Source organism: Bacillus sp. C-3-6 (assembly GCF_054509685.1).
Genome location: NZ_JBSSBE010000002.1, coordinates 296,349 through 312,670, shown reverse-complemented (window position 1 = coordinate 312,670; position 16,322 = coordinate 296,349). Strand labels below are relative to the sequence as shown.

General features: G+C 34.2%; 11 protein-coding genes and 1 pseudogene. All 12 read right to left on the bottom strand.

Features of this window, described 5'->3' with window-relative positions:
- Positions 1–244: 244 nt before the first annotated feature.
- Positions 245–1,093, bottom strand: a complete 849-nt coding sequence (locus ACW0JX_RS28385; protein WP_071714949.1) for a GH25 family lysozyme — start codon at positions 1,091–1,093, stop codon at positions 245–247.
- A gap of 26 nt (positions 1,094–1,119) precedes the next feature.
- Positions 1,120–1,282, bottom strand: a pseudogene (locus tag ACW0JX_RS28380) (BhlA/UviB family holin-like peptide); the annotation flags it as partial.
- A 93-nt stretch (positions 1,283–1,375) separates the two neighbouring features.
- Positions 1,376–1,864 carry a phage holin family protein gene (locus tag ACW0JX_RS28375; RefSeq protein WP_050845313.1) on the bottom strand — a complete coding sequence of 163 codons (489 nt, stop codon included), beginning with the start codon at positions 1,862–1,864 and terminating at the stop codon, positions 1,376–1,378.
- 73 nt (positions 1,865–1,937) lie between these two features.
- Positions 1,938–2,318, bottom strand: a complete 381-nt coding sequence (locus ACW0JX_RS28370; protein WP_459245836.1) for a hypothetical protein — start codon at positions 2,316–2,318, stop codon at positions 1,938–1,940.
- A 15-nt stretch (positions 2,319–2,333) separates the two neighbouring features.
- Positions 2,334–3,269: a hypothetical protein gene (locus ACW0JX_RS28365; protein WP_459245835.1), complete on the bottom strand. Its 936-nt coding sequence runs from the start codon at positions 3,267–3,269 to the stop codon at positions 2,334–2,336.
- Between the two features lie 15 nt (positions 3,270–3,284).
- Positions 3,285–3,665 carry a hypothetical protein gene (locus ACW0JX_RS28360; protein WP_459245834.1) on the bottom strand — a complete coding sequence of 127 codons (381 nt, stop codon included), beginning with the start codon at positions 3,663–3,665 and terminating at the stop codon, positions 3,285–3,287.
- A 12-nt stretch (positions 3,666–3,677) separates the two neighbouring features.
- Positions 3,678–5,669 (bottom strand): hypothetical protein, encoded by a 1,992-nt coding sequence (locus tag ACW0JX_RS28355; RefSeq protein ID WP_459245833.1) that lies wholly within the window; start codon positions 5,667–5,669, stop codon positions 3,678–3,680.
- Positions 5,670–6,049: 380 nt separating this feature from the next.
- Complete coding sequence (locus ACW0JX_RS28350; RefSeq protein ID WP_459245969.1) at positions 6,050–7,990, bottom strand: hypothetical protein; 1,941 nt, start codon at positions 7,988–7,990, stop codon at positions 6,050–6,052.
- Positions 7,991–8,808: 818 nt separating this feature from the next.
- Positions 8,809–10,704, bottom strand: coding sequence for a hypothetical protein (locus ACW0JX_RS28345; RefSeq protein WP_459245832.1), 1,896 nt, complete (start codon positions 10,702–10,704; stop codon positions 8,809–8,811).
- Between the two features lie 15 nt (positions 10,705–10,719).
- Positions 10,720–13,185 (bottom strand): hypothetical protein, encoded by a 2,466-nt coding sequence (locus ACW0JX_RS28340; RefSeq protein ID WP_459245831.1) that lies wholly within the window; start codon positions 13,183–13,185, stop codon positions 10,720–10,722.
- Between the two features lie 21 nt (positions 13,186–13,206).
- Complete coding sequence (locus ACW0JX_RS28335; RefSeq protein WP_459245830.1) at positions 13,207–14,943, bottom strand: hypothetical protein; 1,737 nt, start codon at positions 14,941–14,943, stop codon at positions 13,207–13,209.
- 16 nt (positions 14,944–14,959) lie between these two features.
- A complete protein-coding gene (locus tag ACW0JX_RS28330) occupies positions 14,960–16,318 on the bottom strand; it encodes a hypothetical protein (RefSeq protein ID WP_459245829.1) in 1,359 nt (452 codons plus the stop codon).
- Between the last annotated feature and the right edge of the window lie 4 nt (positions 16,319–16,322).

The window sequence follows — 16,322 nt, the reverse complement described above, 5'->3', positions numbered from 1 at the left end:
TTTTCATATAATTCTATTATATAACAAACGTACATTCGATTGGTAGTGAAGTAACAGTTTATGTATGTCGAACAATTAAGATGGCTTTCTGCCATCCCTTGTCCGAAGCCAATTCATCTCCCACCTACTCACTTCGCGTTCCTTGAGGAAGGAGTCTTCTTGGCTAAAATGATAAAAAAGTACACCTCCAATTGTTGTTCGTGTCTAACAATTGGGGTGCACATCAAACAGGACGGCTTATGTTTTATTTCAAATACTCGTACCACCAGTTTCTTTCGTCCATCCAAGCTGTAATCTTATCAAGCTCACCATTTGGTAACACCTCGGTTTGCAAGTATGCTAAACCAGTTAATGGATCAGAAATAACTTGCCCTTTAGTTCCACGCTCATTCATAGCATATAGAGCTTCTTGAACCAATGAAATACCAAAACCACCAGATTTAACATATTGATAACCGCCATTAGCAACAGATTGTTTTGATTGTTTCTCTCCGGTAAACCAATCCAGGGTTTTGTCACCTTGCAATAAATTAATATCCACTTTCCCAATACCATCAATATAACCATTGTCGGTATATTGCCAAATGTCACAAGTATAGGATGGTTTCTTCTGTGGACTGCCGTCATTTGTTCCGTATCGTGGTAACCAAATAAAATCAGCTTGAACACTTTGTAAATTATAGTCACCGTACATATGATGTGCTACATAAAATCCTACTGTCCAACCTGCAGCTTTACATGTATCAATAAAAGCTTGTGATGCTTTAGCTAAATCACTAAGGTTACCTTTGCTTTTCATTGACTTTACTGTGTCATCTTCCACATCTAATACAAGGAATTTAGCATTAGGATTTACTCTTGCTAAGAAATCCTTAGCTTCCACAATTGCATCTGCTACTGATACGAAACATCCATAAGCATATGCAGCATGTGGAATACCGTATTGTTCTGATTTGGCTACATGTTCATTATACAAATGATCTACTAGATTTGAACCATATTGTACCCTAGCAATTACTAAATCTAATTGTGCTGCTGCTACATCCCAATTAATACTTCCATTCCATTTTGAAATATCTACAATGTGTCCCATTACTGAACATCTCCTTCAAATAGTTTTTATTTAAATTCTGTTACGTCTTTAGAAATAGATCCAAAAACTTTTGCCTATTCTTCAATAACTTCCTGGTTCTTTTGAATAACAGCTTGGTACTGTCTTCACGCTGTTCATTCTTTTTTGTATAGTAAAAAGCATCCATACAAATAATGCTGCGCATGCTCCCTATCGAATACCTGAAATAAAATCTCGATAAACAAAAAGAACACCTCAATTGAGACTGCTCCTTTTGCTATCATTTTTTATATTTGTCTATATTTAATTTTTTTCTTTTCTAGAGTTTGATCTTCTAATTTTCGCTTCAATTTCAGAAGATACACTTTCTAACAACCAAGTAGGAATCCATCTATCCCAGCCAATCCGTACACAATTGGCTGTAAAGCTATTAAAAATATGATAAATTAAACCACCCGTTACCATAAAGTAGAAAAATTCTGGTAGTTTAAACGCAATATCAAATAAATGCGCTAAAGAAGGTAATAAAAAGAGCACCACAGTTCGTGCAATGCCCTCAATTCCATATTGTGATGAATACGTACCATCTAATTTTGAAGCCTTACTACCAGTTATCCAATCTAATACAACTACCCATACCAAAATGATAATCCAAATTAAATTAGATTTACCATATAAAAAATTAAATATAGTTCCCAATCCTCCACTAATTACAGAAGCAACTTTAAATTGGGTGGTATTAATAACATCAAGTACATTTAATGTTTTTACAAGCTCATGAATCCGTTCCAAACTTTCACCCCCCTTTTTACATTTCAAAGCAAAATAAAAAAGCCTGCTTTGGCACGCTATTGTATAAAAAGATTTACATATTCATTTTCTTCCACGCATACTCTAGTGGTTCATTTCGTGGTGGCTTCATTACTTCTTTTTCAGTAGTTCCTTTCTTACCTTGAGATAAATTGTGCATAACACCTTGACGGGTGGAAATTTGCCTAATACCTGTTCGTATCCAATCATCAGGGTTTAAAATATCACCTCGATGTGTTAGCAGTTGCCTAACGCCTGTATGTGAAAAATCGATTGGATTAACAATAATCCCTTGACGATGTGTATTGATTTCACGTATTCCATCATGATATAGCGTTGTTGGAGATATGATTATACCCTGATGTGTATTAATTTCGCGTATTCCATCATGATATAGCATTGTTGGAGATATGATTATACTTTGAAGTACTGTCATATACTTACCTCCTTCTTACTCGATGCGTAAAGCTACATAGTAATCACTAAATGAATTATATTGACTAGCTATAGGGGCCGACGTGTGAAATAATTTGTACTTATGAATTTCCCCATTTTCAACAATCTCTGTAATATCACCATAAATAAAACCGCTACCTCTATAGATGTAAAAACCATCGTACTTCCCTCTGAATCCTTCACTACTATCTCCCATGTATAAAGGAGTGAAAACTATCTTTCCTTCATTAGAGGGTGCCTTTAGAAAGACTTTATCCCAATAAAATGTAGAGTTTGTATTAGAATATGGATAGGACCCTGCAAATTTAGTTCTATCAGTTGTATGTGCAGCTGCTTGAGCACGAGAACCGCAGCTAAACATAACACTGAACGGGCAAGAATACGGTGAAAATAATTCCGGTTGATAGTATTCGTCTGGAAGGCCTATAAAACCAATCACTGTCTTTCCTTTGTGAGATGGGATTTCATCATCATTTGCATATACACAATAAATGACAGTATCTTTATCAACGTATAGATATAGGTCAATCATATATTTTTGAAAATCTAAAGCGGTTGGTGTATTAGTATTAGTTGCTTTTCCATGGTGAAATACTAGTGAGTACCAGGTATTTTCTCCGATTCCATCACTGGTTTCTTCGTTGTATCCCCTTATAAGCCTATAACTCCCATCTGTGTAATTTACTTTTGGATCTCTTATATCAAGGCCGGATAATAATTTAGAATTATTATTAATGGTATCAAATGGCCGTAGTTCAATATAGTTATTTTTTGTTCCATCGTTGCCCGCTGAATACATAACAAAAAGGTTATCTTTATTTGTCTTGTCAGCATTTAATTGCTGCCATCCAGCCTTTTTCATTTCATCGATAATCTTCATAAAAACTTCTCTGCGCTCTAGTCTGTGTAACTTACAAATTTTATTTGTCATTTTGTATATTCCTCCTTAATTTAAACGTATTGCTTTCATAGAAACATTAAAAGTAGAGGTTGCTACACCCCTATTTTCTATATAAAGATGTACCTTGTTTGTATAATCTTTATCCTCACAAGGAATAGCCAAAATATCATATGTTCTTTTTTCTGATAAGCTTTTATAAATCTGATTCCCATTCTCTTTTTGATCGTACATAAATAACATTGCTTCAACGTTTGAATCATTTGTAACTTGAATCGTACGAATATCGTATTTGTTACAACCTACATCCAATGGAGCATATAGAACTTTTCCTGGTTCAATTGTAATTTGTACATTCCTCTCAATAAGGATTGATGGTGTAATCTCACTATCGGATGTATATCTATATAATTTCATTACAGTTCCCATATTGTATTCGCCTCAATTATGTTTTAGATGAATATTAAAATGAATTGGTTCAAATGTTAGGAAATTTGCATCCTTCACAATCTTTACCCAAAAATCACGCGTACTTTGTGTAGCTATTGACTCAATCTGTATTTCATTCAAATAGTTAGTCCCATCTAACGAAATAAGTACCTGGGTGTAACCAACTTTATCCATATATTGCTGGATTGATAGTTTTATATTTGTAGCAGCACCAATATTATCATTTACGATTGTCATTTTTACAATTCGCTCATTATCCACCATGTAACCTAAATTCGTTGGATCCGTTGTATTTAATTCTTCGTTATTCATTTTAATTTGTAGGGATGAACCCATACAATACATATCCCCACCATAGAAGGTGGCCTGTTTCTTTGCTAGTAGTTCGTTTTCTTCGTCATATATTTCTACGATTCCCTCAAACTCTAAAGAAGGAAGTAGAATATCAATGCCTGTATCCGCTGCAGCTACAATGTTAGTAGACAAGATATTATTTGCAGAATCTTTTAATACAATCTTATAATTTTTATATAGTTGACGCAGACGTAACATATTACTCTTTGTCATAATAATTTTATTGATGTCAATCGGTACAAATCCCTCTGCAGTTCCTCTTTTTAAAACAACACCAATTCTTTTTACTACTAATGAATCATTATCCATATAATCAAAGGATGTATCTGTCTTTGTATAAAAATCCCATTGATTCTCCTTACAAATTGCCATCCACTCTTTATGGCTTTGAGAACTATTAGCAGAATAGGATTCAAGGAATTCAACCTTATTCTTTTCATTTTGATAGATCAGTAAGCCGCCTTCATCTCCTTCTTTTGTAGGAGCATAATCCGCAATAACCTGAATTGCAAAGTTATCTTGTGGTTTATCAATTAACAGCATAACGTCTTTATCTGCAGAATGATTCATACGTAGGAATCCTTTTTTAACAGCATTGTCAAATGCACTTGATGGTGACATAAGCCATTTTGGATTTACGGAATCGAAATCATCTACAAATAATTTTCCGCTTTCTTTTTCATATAAGGATACTTTTGGCTTTTTAATTAGATCTGATGATTGTAATTCTCCACCGAATACGTCAATTGCATCTATAATATTTTCTTGAGCTTCAATTACAACTGTATGAATACCTGCAGAAAGATTTAATTTCTCATATGCTAAACATTGTTGTAATGGAGATTTAGGAGAAATTGTGTAAGTTTCAGAAGAACCGTCTATTGTAATTTGTATTGGATATCGATAACTTGAGTAATTATTGTGTTCTGAAATAACTCGAATTCCAGTTCCCGAAAATGCAAACTCACAGGTGACAGGTTCGTTACCGTGATCACTATTATGAAAAGATACTGTATTGTTAAAGTAACCCTTAGAGTTTGCTAGATGATTCCAAGTGCCTGTATATTTAATATTACTATCCGTATCATCAAATCGCTTCCAACCTGGTTCCGGTTCTTTTAATACATCACCGACTTTAGCACTTAAATCTGCGTAATCAACAGCAGTTAAATACATATAAAGATTCTGATCATTTGAACCAGTAGTGAAACCATCATAAGTTACCTCTACTCTATGAGTGCCACTAGGTAAATCTAACTTCTCAAAACAGACTCTAAACATTGATGGAGGATTAAAGATTACCGAACCTTTAATCCAATTCCCACCATCTATTTTTACTTTTATATTGTAACGTTGTCCTGAACTACCTTTTTGCATTATTCTAAAGGCTGTTCCGGTAAATGTGAATGAAAATATATCATCACTTGTATTTCGGGGTCCATCACCTGCAACCCAACAGTCTTCTGCAGCAGGATTATTATTTTCACCTACTATAAACCAATTAGCATTTGGGTATTTATCCTTATCTCTTATACCTTGAAAAAAAGTGTTAACGTTATCGCGTTGGAAATACTTACGCTTCCATCCAGATTCCGGTTTCAATAAACTATTGCCTAATTGAATTGTCACTCTATCACCCTATATTATCTAGTTTTCTTCAATGTAAGCTTGTTAACAAATAACTAATACTTTACATAGTTTCAAACCTATATTTTCCCTACACACTCTATTTGTTCTCCTTTTTCTATACCTAGCGCTCTTTCAAGTAAGGTAACTATATTTTTATACTAACTACTCAATCGTTCTTTACTACCAACAAAAAATCAATCCATATTCTCTTTTGAGTTCTCTATTATGATAGAATTCACAGAAAGTTCCGGCTAGACTCAGGATTTATTTAAATGATTACATTCTACATCTTTGTTATATAAAAATCGTTTTTGGGGTCAATTATAATTTTTTAAAATTTTTTTCATTAATAACGTTGCTGTTCTTATATCTTATTTACATTAATTATGTTTTAGATGAACATTAAAATAAATTGGTTCAAATGCTAGGAAATTTGTATCCTTCACAACCTTTACCCAAAAATCACGCGTACTTTGTGCGGCTACTGAATCAATCTGTATTTCATTTAAATAGCTTGTCCCATCTAACGAAATAAGCGCCCAGGTGTAACCGACTTTCTCCATGTACTGTTGAATGGATAGTTTTATATTTGTAGCAGCACCGATGTTATCATTTACGATTGTCATTTTTACAATACGCTCATTATTCACCATGTAACCTAAATTTGTTGGATCCGTTGTATTTAATTCTTCGCTATTCATTTTGATTTGCAGGGATGAGCCCATACAATACATATCTCCACCATAAAAGGTAGATTGTTTCTTAGCTAGTAGTTCGTTTTCTTCATCATATATTTCTATGATTCCCTCAAACTCTAAAGAAGGAAGTAGAATATCAATGCCTGTATGAGCTGAAGCAACGATATTAGTAGACAGGATATTATCTGTAGTATCTTTTAATACAACCTTATAATTTTCATATAGTTGCCGCAGACGTAACATATTACTCGTTGTCATAATAATTTTATTGATGTCAAGCGGTACAAATCCCTCGGCATCTCCTCTTTTTAGAACAACACCAATTCTTTTTGCATCTAATGAATCGTTATCCATATAATCAAAGGATGTATCTGTCTTTGTGTAAAAATCCCATTGATCTTCCTTACAAATTGCCATCCACTCTTTATGGCTTTGTGAACTATTAACAGCATAAGATTCAAGGAATTCAACCTTATTCTTTTCATTTTGATAGATCAGTAAGCCACCTTCATCTCCATCTTTTATAGGAGCATACTCACCAATAACCTGGATTGCAAAGTTACCTTGCGGTTTATCGATTAACAGCATAACGTCTTTATCTGCAGAATGATTCATACGTAAGAATCCTTTTTTGATAGCATTGTTAAATGCATTTGATGGCGACATAAGCCATTTTGCATTTATTGTATCAAAATCATCTACAAATATTTTTCCGCTTTCTTTTTCGTACAAGGATACTTTGGTCTTTATATTCACATCTGGTGGATTTAACATATCACCAGGGTTTTTAATATCAATAGCATCAATACTTAAAATCTTATCTGCAGCACTTCCTGGAGATATTCTAACAACATGCTCACCCTGGGATAATCTTAGTTTTTCATATACCAATGTTTGTTGAACATAATTAGGACCAACTGTGGTGTAGGTTTCAGTTGTTCCATCAATACTTATTTTTACATCATTGTAGTTATACTGTGCTGTATCATACGTAGCGATAATTCGAAATGCAGAGCCTTTGAATTTAAACTCGGCATAGGAACCTTCTTTTTTATATGTTTGAGATGCAGTTTTGTTATACCAAGCAGGTGATGTTGATTTACTCCATGAACCAATATATCTAATGTTGCTATCCGTATTATCAAACCGTTTCCAACCAGGCTCTGGTTGCAATAAAACATCACCAACTTTAACAGTTGTAAGAAGTGCTCCCCCTAATATATCAATTGCATCTATAATATTATTTTGAGCTTCAATTACAACTGTATGATCTCCTAAAGTAAGATTTAATTTTTCGTATGCTAAACATTGTTGTAAATTAGTTTTAGGAGAAAGTGTATAAGTTTCAGATGAACCGTCAATTGTTATTTTTATCGGGTTTCGGTAACCTGTACTCATGTATTGTGAAATAATCCGAATTCCAGTTCCCGAAAAAGTAAACTCACACTTAGTTGGTTCATTACCATAATCTTCATGTTTGTACGAAACCGTTTTATTATAGTAACCTGTAGCATTTGTATTGTGTTGCCAATTTCCTGTATATTTAATGTTCCCATCTGTATCATCAAACCGTTTCCAACCAGGCTCTGGTTGCAATAAAACATCTCCTATTTTAGCTAGCATAGGTGTATCTAACGGTACAATTTTCCCTGCATTATCAATATCAAATGCATTGAAACGATGACTTTGATTAGATAAATTCTCAATTTGGATAATGACTTCATGTACTTTCCAGCCTAATGATAGTTTTTCAAAAAGAAAAGTATACCCCTGTAAACCACCACCCAAATCTTTATATAAATTAAAATATTCTTTTGCACCACCGTCAATTGATATAGAAACAATTCCAGGGCCTTTCCAAAGTTCTGCTATTACTCGTAACTGTTTCCCCAAAAACTTAAATCGTAAATAACTATCTTTTACCGAACCAAAATAATAAGTATCACTTGAAGAGGTGTTAAATTGATTAAATTCAAAATAATTTTCATTTGATTCTTTGCAATTTATTCTATTCCATCCTACTTCTGGATTCCTCAATATATCCCCAATTACAGTCATTGCATCACCTACTATTTTTCTCGTTTCCTTCCAATTGAAGTTCTCCCATCATTATTAGTGACTATACGATACTCATAACTTCAGATTATTATATATTTTTCTATCTAATGCTCTTTCCATTGAAAATATTTAGTCATCTTCCATAACAATTTTTCGTCCTAGTTACATTCAAATCGTTCAAATTACTTTGTAATGATTTCTAAACAAAACAGTATATCCATTGCTACTGACTTTCAAAAAAATATATCCCTTAAAATTTATTTTTGTTAGCTGTTACATAGTTTGTCCCTCCTTTAATTTTATTTTTATTATTTTTTACAATTTGAAATTAATATGTGATATTTTCCTATTAATTTCATTACAGTCCCCATATTATATTCACCTCAACTATGTATTAGGTGAATATTAAAATAAATTGGTTCAAATGCTAGTAAATTTGTTTCCTTCACAACCTTTACCCAAAATTCACGCGTACTTTGTGCGGCTATTGAATCAATCTGTATTTCATTCGAATAGTTAGTACCATCTAATGAAATACGTGCCCAGGTATAGCCGATTTTCTCCATATATTGCTGGATTGATAGTTTTATATTTGTAGCAGCACCGATGTTATCATTTACGATTGTCATTTTTACAATGCGCTCGTTATTCACTATGTAACCTAAATTCGTTGGATCTGTTGTATTTAATTCTTCGCTATTCATTTTGATTTGCAGGGATGAGCCCATACAATACATATCTCCACCATAAAAGGTAGATTGTTTCTTTGCTAACAGTTCATTTTCTTCGTCATATATTTCTACAATTCCCTCAAACTCTAAAGAAGGAAGTAGAATTTCAATGCCTGTATGAGCTGCAGCAACGATGTTAGTAGACAAGATATTATCTGTAGTATCTTTTAATATAACCTTATAATTTTCATATAGCTGGCGTAGACGTAGCATATTACTTGTAGTCATAATAATCTTATTGATGTCAAGCGGTACAAATCCCTCTGCAGTTCCTCTTTTTAAAACCACACCTACTCGTTCAGCTGATAATGAATCTTTATTCGCATAATCAAAGAATGTATCTGTCTTTGTGTAAAAGTCCCATTGATCTTCCTTACATATTGCCAACCACTCTTTATTACTTTGTGAACTATTAGCAGCATAAGATTCAAGGAATTCAACCTTATTTTTTTCATTTTGATAGAGCAGTAAGCCACCTTCATCTCCATCTTTTGTAGGAGCATAATCCGCAATAACCTGGATTGCAAAGTTACCTTGCGGTTTATCGATTAACAGCATAACGTCTTTATCTGCAGAATGATTCATACGTAAGAATCCTTTTTTGATAGCATTGTTAAATGCACTTGATAGTGACATAAGCCATTTGGGATTTACAAAATCAAAATTATCTACAAATATTTTTCCGCTTTCTTTTTCGTATAGCGATACTTGTTTTTTTTGAGCATTAAAGGGAATTAACTCTCCGGCCAGAATATCGATTGCATCAAAATTTATATTAAGGCCGGATAAACTCACTGTATGAACACCCTCAGCTAAATCGAATTTTTCATATAATAACGTTTGCTGCTTTACAGTATTACTTTTATAATTGATATTTTCGGTTGGTAGATTATCAATTGAAATTTGACCTGTATCATATGAAGGAGATAACCAGCCTATAATCCGCAAAGCTTTGCCATAAAATTGAAATTTCACCGTCGCCAATTGGTCATTAGATGGACAATTGTGTGCAGAACCACCGTATTTATCTGGGTCTATAGTCACGCCCCACGCTCCAGAATATCGGAAATTGCTATCGGCATCATCAAAACGCTTCCATCCAAGTTCAGGTTTTTTGAGAACATCACCGACTTTAATAGGAGCGACAAGCCCTCCTGGTTCTCCAAAATCCAGGGCATCTAAAGTAGTAATCCCAGTTCCATATAAAACAACATTATGAGTTGTATATTGTAGATCGTTCTTCTCGTATAGGAGTACGGCATCATTCCCTGATTTATTGGGAATATATGAACCGCATTCTTTACCATCTATTTCAACATTTACATTACCATTCCAAGAACTATAGGTGCAGCCTATAATACGGAGTTTACTACCTACAAATGAAAATCGTACTTTTGATTCACCACCACAAATATGATATGTTCCATAGGCAGCGGTAGACAATTGATTTGCAGTCCAATTCCCCTCATATGTGATTAGCTTATCGTTATCATCATAACGCTTCCACCCCGTCTCTGGTTTCAGGAGTATTTGTCCTATATAAGCCATTCCATCCCCTTCTCTTTATCTCGTTTTCTTCCAGTTTGAATTTGTCCACCAAGATTGGCGGCTATGACGCAGCCATAACTTCGGATCATCATTTTCCTTTTCGATAACTATTAATTCATCTGGTTTTAATGTATCTAGCACTCTCTCCATTTTGAATAGTTCATTATCCTCTAGAACTGATTCTCGTTCTGGTGTACGTTCAAATCGTTCATATTCCTCTATAACGCTTCCTAATTCATGTTCCCTATCAAATATGCCTACTTCATTAACTACAACTTCTACACTAGCCTGTCGTTCTAATAATTCTTGTGCACTAACAATTGCATATCGTTCAGATTCCCTTACTACATCTACAGTTTCAATTACATTTATATCTGTTGTTATAACTTCCTTATCAGCTGGTGTTATGTCAGAGATAACTCCGCCTTCAAATTCACGTATGCCGGTAAAAGCTTCTTGCTCTGTAATAAGAGCTTGTTGTGTATCCTGTTTATAAGAAAGGTCTAATGATATATGTTCAGCATCTAAGATAACTGGAACGATGTCAGAAGCTACTTCTTCAATAACTGCAGTTGTATGTTCTTTCATTGCTTTTTCAGATTCAATTGTTTGTTGTATTTGCATTTGCATTATTTGTAATGTTTTAGAAGTATCTTCGAAAAGTGTAATTCGTGTTTCTAGTTCTTTTCGGATACGACCAAATAAATCGAATTCCGGAAGATATACAGGGATCCCCATACCTTCAAATAAATCAAATTCTTCTATAGAAGCCTGTAATTCGTTTGTTGTTTTATTAGCTACAGCACTATAATCTACATTGGTAATCATTTCTCGTGCTTTTATTTTGGAAGAAGAACTTTCAGATATATCTACAAGCTCTCCTGCATCTTCTTTATCTGCACACTCTAGTTTAATTACATTCGCTTGTAATTCATGTGAGACATCTGCAAATGCTACATCTGATGACGAGCTTTGTATTTCTTTTAATAAACGCTGTGAATCGTCTACATTAATAGTGTTGGCAGTTAATTCGTTTAATCGTTCAAATTCATTGGTGATGATTTTTTTTGTTTCAAATGTATTCTGTATTTTGATTGCATTTGAAGTTACAGATACTTCCTCAACAGATAACACACGAGAAGTGATTTCACTTTCTTGTGAACTTGTAAACGCTGTGACAAACACATTTTCTTTCTTTACAAATTCTTGTGTATTGAGCTTAACAGAAACATGTTCTCTTACAATGCGTTCAAAATGATGAGTTTGTACGATATTGGCATTCCGATCATCTATTCTTTCAAATTCACTAGTTTCGATGTTTTCTATTGTATATACGTCCACTTGTTTATTAGAATTTTCTACTGTAATTGAATGTGTAAAAAGCTCATTCATCCGAATAGAAGAGTCAAAGTTTATATGCGTAGCATCTATAACAGGCTCTCTTTTTGCAGTTGTTAAATCTTCACTTGGAAGTAAATCTGCATTTTCTATTATTGTCTTACGTTCAAAATCATGCTGTTTTTCAATGTTCGTTGCTAATTCCCTTTGAATTCTAGCGAACAAGTCGTAATCTGGAAGATAAACAGGAGTTCCCATTCCATCGAATAAATCAAATTCTTCTAAAGAAGCTTGTAATTCATTTTCTGTTGTAAATGTTGCGTAATCATCTGGGAAACGAGTTTCTATTTCTTTTCGTTTTGTTTCACCACAATCTTCTATGTTAATTAATGCATCAATGGTTGGAGAAACGATATTTGATACAGCACACTCGTTATATTCTCCGTGCATTTCCCTAGTTACAATTGAACTTATATCTCCATAAAATTCTTCGCCATATAGCACACGAGCGACCTTTACCCATTCTGGTAATTCATTAATACCAGCCGCTACGAACTCACGTAATTTATTTTTCAATATATCCTGCTCTATGATTTGAGCTGCATCGTATTCTTTGGTTATAAGTTGTGATTCATTTGCATGATGCACAACTGCGTCGTTTCTTTCATTTGGTCTTTCGCTCTCTACCCCTTCGATATGGTCTATATCGAAAATTCGTTCATGTTGTTTGTATTCATCCGCACAAATAAATTGCATTGGCATACTATCAATACGTTGAGACTGCTGGGTTTCTAAATTGGCCACATCAATAATTCGATTTAATTTGAAATCAGTTGAGTCAGAAATAGAAGCATCCATTTCATTTTGTCTTAGTGCTTCTTCAATGACTCTGGATAAGATTCCCTTAGCTCGTACTTTCGTACCAGTAACTGCTGCATTATCTTCCCTAACCGCCTTGTGCCTTGCGTATGGAGCGATGCAAATCGGATAATAAACATCATTCTTATTTTCTGTGTTTGCTGGAGTAATAGAAAAAGAGTAGGTTCTCTCATTTCTATTGGGTCCAGAACCAACTGTAACAACATGACTTTTTTCTTTGGTACATATAGAAGGGGAAGCAATAGAATAAACTTTTTCACTCATTCTTCTGCTACCCCCTTATTTTTAGATATCTTCTTTGTAGATCGCTAAGCCAATTGGATTGAAAGGCGTTGCTTTCGCTTGCGTCATAGGCGAAACAGGTGTGGTCGGTAATGTATAGCGGTATAATTGCGCCATTTCATAATAAGCGATAATTTCAGCGTCATTTACCGGTGGTTCATTAAATGTAATAGTTTTATCATCGGAATTGTACACATATTCTTCCTTTGGTACCTCTATACAAGATCGTAGTAACTTTAAGGTATCACCTTTAGGTTTATGTTCTAAGTGGAACACTTTACGCGCCCCGTCACCTTTTCCTAGCACTTCATTAGAAACTGTTTTTTCAATTTCTAATTCATCAGCTTGCTGGATGTTTTTCGGATGAACTGCATAGACATCATCTAATTTACCTACATACCCATCATTAGGATGAACAATATACACTTGAGATAGATGATATTTACCACTATACACAGACGGATTAAAGCGTCCCTGACCATTATCAACATCCATATTATGAGTAATGAAAGAAAGATAATGATGTTGGTACATAGAGCCTGTATAAGATTGTGCTAATTGTACCGTTTCATTACCGTTACTTGTACTTTCTCCGTAATCTATCGTTGTATTTCCGACCTTTTTATTTGCAGAATATACAAATTGGTCACCTGTACGACAACCTGCTGCGATTATCATATTTCTTCGCGGAGCATTTTCAAATGTATACATTCGGCCGATATAAACAGGGACGAATAAAGCACGAACGGGAGCAGGTGTTGGATCTACACGCATAAACATTGCTATACGATCTCTATTGGCATTGCCGTACAGATAAACCACTGAATCTCGCTTCCAGTCTCTTGTGAAGCGTTGTTCGGGTGTAAAGCTGATTGGTGTATAGGGTGAAGGATTTGCGAAATTAAGCGCTGAATATACTTCACCCATAATGCTTAACATATCCTCTGTATCGAATGATGTTTTTGCCGTTAGTGTATCTATTGTTCCATCTGCTTTAGGTTCAACTGTATAGAATCCAGCCATTTTAATATTTTCTGTACTTGCAGGTGCCTTTTTAAACACAACTTTTGTTTCTGTAAATGTGTATTCTTCTGGCGGAATAATCACATCATTTTTATAAAAAATGGTACGAGACTCATCAAAATTAGGGAACGGATATTGGAACTCCGTTTTGGTTCCATTCCCATTCCCTAAATTACTTGATTGATCCGATAGTTTTAATTCTTTTTCAATAAAATACTGACTATAAGTGAAGAAAATCATGTCATTAGAAGGTTCGTAAGCATCACTAGCAAGTCTACATTCATATGTAATTTTATCGTTTTTCGCTGGTGCATCAGTAAACTTAATTTCCCCAGTACGTGCATTTATTGTGTAACTTTTTTTATCTTTCACGATACTATTTATATAAATGACAAGAGAGCTTTCCGTTACTGGAAATACAGGCATTTGAAAGGCTTTCTTTGTCCCATCTCCTACACCTAATTTTCCTAAGGGAGAATCAGCTGTAATGTATCGATTATCGGTAAAATCAGTTACATTTGTATCATACGCAGTAGCTACTCCTAATTTTCTACGTTCCCCATCACTACCAGCTGCTTCAAATAAACGAACATCAATAAATTTACTAATCCCACTACGAATACGGAAAAATAGCTTTCTATCCCATCCATTAGTAGTAAATATTTTTTCCAATTCAATCGGTAATGTTTGTAAATACGCTATTTTATCAAACCACATATATATTCATCCGCCTTTATCTTGTTTTTTCATAGATTCCTAAACCAGCTGGTCTATAAGCAGTGGCAGGTAATTTTGTAATTGGTGAAATGGCATCGACCGTAAAGAAACGATAAATATCATGAGTATCAGGACAAGTGTTTTGTCTTACTTTCAATTTGTCTCCATTTAATAAACCTAAAGGCGATAGCATGACGATATAAGGCATATAACCGCGAACACCTTCTTCTGGATGAACAATATACGCTCGTGACGTATGTACTTTATTGCTGTAAACAGAAGGGTTAAATTGATATTTGTATTCATCATTCTCATGATTCTGCCATGAGTTCGGATACTGACCACCTGTTGTACTTTTTCTATCTGGTGGCATCATGTTAGGTGGTACATTCCAAGCTAGATAATGTGCTTGATACCTTGCTCCAAAACGTGATCGCTTGATTATGATGTTATCAATACCGTTACCTGGGTTTTTAGGATACGATTTTGTTCTCGGCATATATTTTTTTACATCCCTAAATGGAGTTTTACTTTCAAAATCATATTTATGCGAGTTCGCTTCTGAACCTTCGTCATAAGCTGTTCCGGCCCATAGAGCATCAGCGATTGTGTCATCAGCTGCATAACTTTCTAATTTTCCCATATAAACAGGAATAACAGGAACAGAGTTATTATCAAATGCAGGTGTTTTGTCTGCTTGTATCAAAAGTACGACACGAGATTTATCTACTTGTCCTGTAATACGAACCATTGAATCTGGCCACCAATTCGAATCGGCATCTATATTTGTTAGTTTAGGATTTCTAAAAGAACACTTTACCCAAGGTGACATCATGAGTTGTGGAGCATCAGTGTATTCATAAGAGTAATTGTAATAAATTTCACCTGTACTCGGATTTTTGTTTGGAGTTTTTATTTCTTTAACATCGGATAATTCAACATCCATTATAGATTGGAATTCAGATCCGTCCTGAGCGCCCATAGGAATTAAACTATTATCTTGATAATTTGGAATTTGTTCTATCATGTATAGATACATACAAGAACGATCTTTATACCTTGGATTATTTTCTACGTAAGATCGAAATTCTGCTTCACCTTTCTCTGTAGACAAATCAATATCTAATTTTGTTTTAGTTTCCCAAGCTGAGGTCTGCACGATTCCGTACATACCACCATCGGAATTTTGTAAAATAACGTGTTTTGCACACCAATATTTATACAATTTAGTAGTTTTACCTGAGATTGTTTGCTCTTTTTCTTTATAAATGTATTTATAAAAGTTTTTGACTTTCTTCCAACCGTTTTCAGTCATTAAATTTATGAGTGAATCTTGAAAGTCTGCTTCTGAAACGATTTTTTCAACGTATGCCATCTAT

Bases quoted from the DNA above. Each gene is read 5' to 3' on its own strand.
- ACW0JX_RS28385 (WP_071714949.1), bottom strand. From the start codon at position 1,093: ATGGGACACATTGTAGATATTTCAAAATGGAATGGAAGTATTAATTGG.
- ACW0JX_RS28370 (WP_459245836.1), bottom strand. From the start codon at position 2,318: ATGACAGTACTTCAAAGTATAATCATATCTCCAACAATGCTATATCAT.
- ACW0JX_RS28365 (WP_459245835.1), bottom strand. From the start codon at position 3,269: ATGACAAATAAAATTTGTAAGTTACACAGACTAGAGCGCAGAGAAGTT.
- ACW0JX_RS28360 (WP_459245834.1), bottom strand. From the start codon at position 3,665: ATGGGAACTGTAATGAAATTATATAGATATACATCCGATAGTGAGATT.
- ACW0JX_RS28350 (WP_459245969.1), bottom strand. From the start codon at position 7,990: ATGCTAGCTAAAATAGGAGATGTTTTATTGCAACCAGAGCCTGGTTGG.
- ACW0JX_RS28345 (WP_459245832.1), bottom strand. From the start codon at position 10,704: ATGGCTTATATAGGACAAATACTCCTGAAACCAGAGACGGGGTGGAAG.
- ACW0JX_RS28340 (WP_459245831.1), bottom strand. From the start codon at position 13,185: ATGAGTGAAAAAGTTTATTCTATTGCTTCCCCTTCTATATGTACCAAA.
- ACW0JX_RS28335 (WP_459245830.1), bottom strand. From the start codon at position 14,943: ATGTGGTTTGATAAAATAGCGTATTTACAAACATTACCGATTGAATTG.
- ACW0JX_RS28330 (WP_459245829.1), bottom strand. From the start codon at position 16,318: ATGGCATACGTTGAAAAAATCGTTTCAGAAGCAGACTTTCAAGATTCA.